Here is a 3,891-nt window from a genome sequence, read left to right as displayed (position 1 = left end):
ACAACGTCGCCGCACGGCCTTCCTGCAGTAGCTCTACCGCCGTCACGTCGAAGACGGCGAGCGCGGATGCGGCACCGCGGTCAGATCGAAGCGGGATGAGCGTACCCGTCACCGTTGCGCCTCACCCAGGTTGGGTGCCCTCGCGCTGGCAACGTCTTCGACAGCATCGGGGGCGTGCCCGCGCAGGCCACTTTTCAGCTGACGCTTCAGCCTCTCGGCTTCCGCCAGCGCCCAGGCCAGATGCCGATGCGGCATCATCCGACGATCAAGCGCGGCGTCGATCCGGGCATAGCTCGCCGTGCTGAGTTCAGTCGGGTTCTCGACGGCGGCACGGAAGAGGTCTCCGAGCACATCGTCGAGGCTGGCCCGCACGGCGGCTTCCTTGTCCGTGTCCTTCATGATCTCAGCCTACTGCCCGTGCCGCTTCGCGCACCTGCTGGGTAGCGGCATCGACCTGCTCGCTCGCGCGTGCGATCGCCTCCATGCCGCCGGCGATCGTTGTCACCCCGTGCGCGGCCGTGTGCATGCTACCCGACATCTCCCGCGTGACGGCAGACTGCTCCTCGACCGCCGCTGCGATCGCCGCTGAGACCTCGTCCAGCTTGCTGATCGTGCTCTGGATCGAACCGATCGCCCCCACGGCCTCGCGCGTGGCCACTTGTGTCGCGGTGATCTGCACCCGGATCTGGTCGGTCGCCTTGGCGGTCTGCTCGGCCAACGCCTTTACCTCGGAGGCCACGACGGCGAACCCTTTGCCCGAGGCGCCTGCGCGGGCTGCCTCGATCGTAGCGTTCAGCGCCAACAGGTTGGTCTGCGAGGCGATCCCCTGGATCATGGTCACCACCTCGCCAATCTGCGTCGCCTGCCCGCTCAGGCCCTCGACGATGCTGCCGGTGTGGCGGGCCTGTTCGACGGCCTCGCCGGCCATGCGCGCGGCGTGGCTGACCTGTTGGCTGATCTCACCGACGGAGGCCGACAGTTCCTCCGCGCCCGAGGCCACCGCCTGAATGTCGCTTGACACCTGTCCCACGATGCCGGCGGCCTCGGCGGTCTGGCGCGTGACGGCCTCGACCGCGGTGCCGATCGCGTCGAGGTCGGCGCCGATCGTTCGCTGCGCCTCGGCCCGGCGCTGGCGCTCGTGCACCTGCGCGGTGATGTCGGCGGCAAACTTCAGCACCTTGAGCACCGTGCCATCTACATCCTTGATCGGGTTGTAGCTCGCCTGGATCCAGACCTCGCGCCCACCCTTGGCGATGCGCCTGAATTCGCCCGCGGAAAACTCGCCGCGCCCCAGCCGATCCCAGAACCCTCGGTAGGCCGCACCCTGCTGCTCGGCCGCATCAACGAACAGACTGTGGTGTCGACCCTGGATCTCATCGAGCCGGTAGCCGACCGCGTCGAGGAAGTTCTGGTTGGCGTCGAGGATCGTGCCGGTCGGATCGAAGGCGATCACCGCCTGAGAGCGGTGCAGGGCCGCGATCTGGCCATCGCTGTCTAACGCACGCAGCTTCTGCGCGGTGATGTCGGAGGCGAACTTGACCACCTTCACGACGCGGCCGGCGCGATCGAGCACTGGGTTGTAGCTCGCCTGGATCCACACGGTACGACCGCCTTTGGCGATGCGCTTGAACTCGGCGGACTGGAACGTGCCACGCCGCAAGCTATCCCAGAAGGCCCGGTACTCGGCGCTGTCGCGGTAGGCTCGCTCGACGAACATCCCGTGGTGCTGGCCCTGCACCTCGGGCAGCGTGTAGCCCATGGCGGTCAGGAAGTTGGCGTTGGCGGCGAGAATTGTGCCGTCAGGCCTGAACTCGATCACGGCCTGGGAGCGATCGAGGGCGTCGAGCTTGGCCGCTTGATCCGCGTGCGTGCGCGATGCACCGAACATGGCCGTTCACTCCCGAAATCGTTGATGCTGTTCGACAGCGGATCGGGAGGCCGGCGAGCAGCGGATCCATCCGCTGAAGCGTCACCCTATTCTATCTCAGCTCATAGTAATGTTGCGCAACAAACGTTAATTATCTGCTTACTATCTCAAATACAACCGGTGATAGATCAATTTATAACTCAGGTTAGCTTTGATCTGTAATATTCGCGCATCCGTGACCAGAAACAATACAACTTATACGCCCTTCAATACGGCAAGGCTTCGTAGGGCGCTGGTTGATACGTCGTTACTTGTGACAGCGGGCTCGTAGCGCCCGGCTGCGCTGCCGGCGGGACGCCCGATCCGGTGCAGTACCTCCCGCTCGAACGCGACGGAGTTCTCGACGCGCCCGTCAGCTGCGCGGCGCTGGCAGTGTCCAGCTTCCCGATCGTACCGGCGCTCACGCGACCGATTGGTTCACGACAAATCGCATGCAGGTGAGAACCCGCTTACGAAGCTCGGCGTCGTGGATCCCGCGGAATAGCCGCAGAAGCTCGTCCTCCTGCTCGGCTGCAAGGGCGGGATACGATGGCTCGGTTGCTTGGTCGAGGAACGCCGCCACCGGGATGCCGAGCGCGTCGGCGATCTGCTCAAGGCTTCTCCGCGCGGCTTCGTATTCGGCATTGTCCATAAGGGCGCTCCCTTGGCTCCGCGCGTGAGATAGCACCAGAGCGCGTACCCTTATGAATAGCATTCAGTTGTATACAGGCCTAGGTTGCAATTGGCCGAGCGGTCTACATGACCCATGCACTTAATGAATGTTGGAGCTGGCATCGCCGTGCTGAAGCCCGCGAACGAGACGAGTCCCGACGTCAAAGAGTAGGCTGTCGATCACCGGCAGCAGTTCATCGGCCACGCCGAGTGCAGTCGCGCGTGCCATCAAGAGGTGATCAGCGAGGACATCGAGCTTCGACATCGGTGCGAACTCGCCGACTGCAGGCGCGGCGCGGAATTTCTGAAGTTCGGCACGCGCGATCAAACCAATCTGTGCAGGTTCAAGACTTCTGATCATGCCGAGATAACCGATGAACGTTCCGCAGCCAGGCAAGCGCGAGGGCGCAGCAGAATCGGAGACCCAGACATAAGTGCCGTCATGTCGCCTGAGGCGGTAGTGCAGCACGAACTCGCTTTGGAGGCTGCAAGCCTTCAGAAATGCATCCTCCATCATCTCACGTTCGTCGGGATGGATGACTTTGGCCCAGCCACCCCCAAGTGCCGCTGGCGGTTCCTGACCCGTGAACGCGTACCATTCCTGGCACATGTAGGTCGTCTGCCCGAGAGCATCCGTCGTCCAGATCATCGTAGCCTCCGCGAGACGGGGCGCATGGCAGATACGAGCATCCACGGTACGCAGCCTGGATAGAGTAAGTTCTTGAGTTGTACGCCGAATCTGAGGGCCGTCGAGGAATTCGGTGGACGATCCTTCCCCGTTCGGCAAATCGTCCGGCCACATGATGCTACCGCATGGCTCGGCCACTTCCACCACCCGCGCGGATTCTCGTTCGATCTGATCGGCCGAGGTCGACCGCTGCCTCTCGGCAGCCCTTCTTCGGTTCCGTTTTCCTCGATTCTCTCAGATCTAGAACTTGAGTATTCGTGGTGGTCGCGGATTTGACCCCTCCCCCTGATGGCAGGGTGCGCCGCGCCAGCCGCAGCCAGGCGGTCCATTCCCGGCTGGTGATGCGGACCACATTGGTTGCATTCCGCCAGCCCGTGATCTGCCGCTCCTCGACGGTGAGCAGGCCGAACCGCGCGTCCTCGCGGATCGCATTCTTGACGGTCGTGCTGGACACGCCGGGCACGGCCGCCAGGTTTTCGATCGCCAGCCGGCAATCACTGCGACGGGCTACCTCCGCCGCAACCAAGGCCAGAACCGCGACCTCTGCCTGCGTGAACCGGGCGGCGAGACCCGGCGGCAGGCGGCCCGAGGCAGCCCAGCGGCCGGGCCGCGCCACGCCGGCGTC

Annotated in this window: 4 protein-coding genes and 1 pseudogene; all 5 read right to left on the bottom strand. The window is 64.1% G+C overall.

Annotated elements, in window-relative coordinates:
* Positions 1-108: 108 nt before the first annotated feature.
* Complete coding sequence (locus tag MKK75_RS01935; protein ID WP_244040948.1) at positions 109-399, bottom strand: hypothetical protein; 291 nt, start codon at positions 397-399, stop codon at positions 109-111.
* Positions 400-403: 4 nt separating this feature from the next.
* Positions 404-1,888, bottom strand: coding sequence for a PAS domain S-box protein (locus MKK75_RS01930; RefSeq protein WP_244040947.1), 1,485 nt, complete (start codon positions 1,886-1,888; stop codon positions 404-406).
* A gap of 439 nt (positions 1,889-2,327) precedes the next feature.
* Positions 2,328-2,558, bottom strand: coding sequence for a hypothetical protein (locus MKK75_RS01925; RefSeq protein WP_244040946.1), 231 nt, complete (start codon positions 2,556-2,558; stop codon positions 2,328-2,330).
* A 120-nt stretch (positions 2,559-2,678) separates the two neighbouring features.
* The gene (locus tag MKK75_RS01920) at positions 2,679-3,227 is read right to left on the bottom strand and encodes a PAS domain-containing protein (RefSeq protein ID WP_244040945.1); all 549 of its coding nucleotides are present in this window, start codon (positions 3,225-3,227) and stop codon (positions 2,679-2,681) included.
* Between the two features lie 157 nt (positions 3,228-3,384).
* Positions 3,385-3,891 (bottom strand): annotated as a pseudogene (locus MKK75_RS01915) (helix-turn-helix domain-containing protein); the annotation flags it as partial.

Source organism: Methylobacterium sp. J-030, assembly GCF_022829545.1.
In the GTDB taxonomy this organism is placed as follows: Bacteria; Pseudomonadota; Alphaproteobacteria; order Rhizobiales; family Beijerinckiaceae; genus Methylobacterium.
The sequence above is the reverse complement of the archived record's forward strand: the minus strand, read 5'-3'. Positions and strand labels throughout refer to the sequence as shown.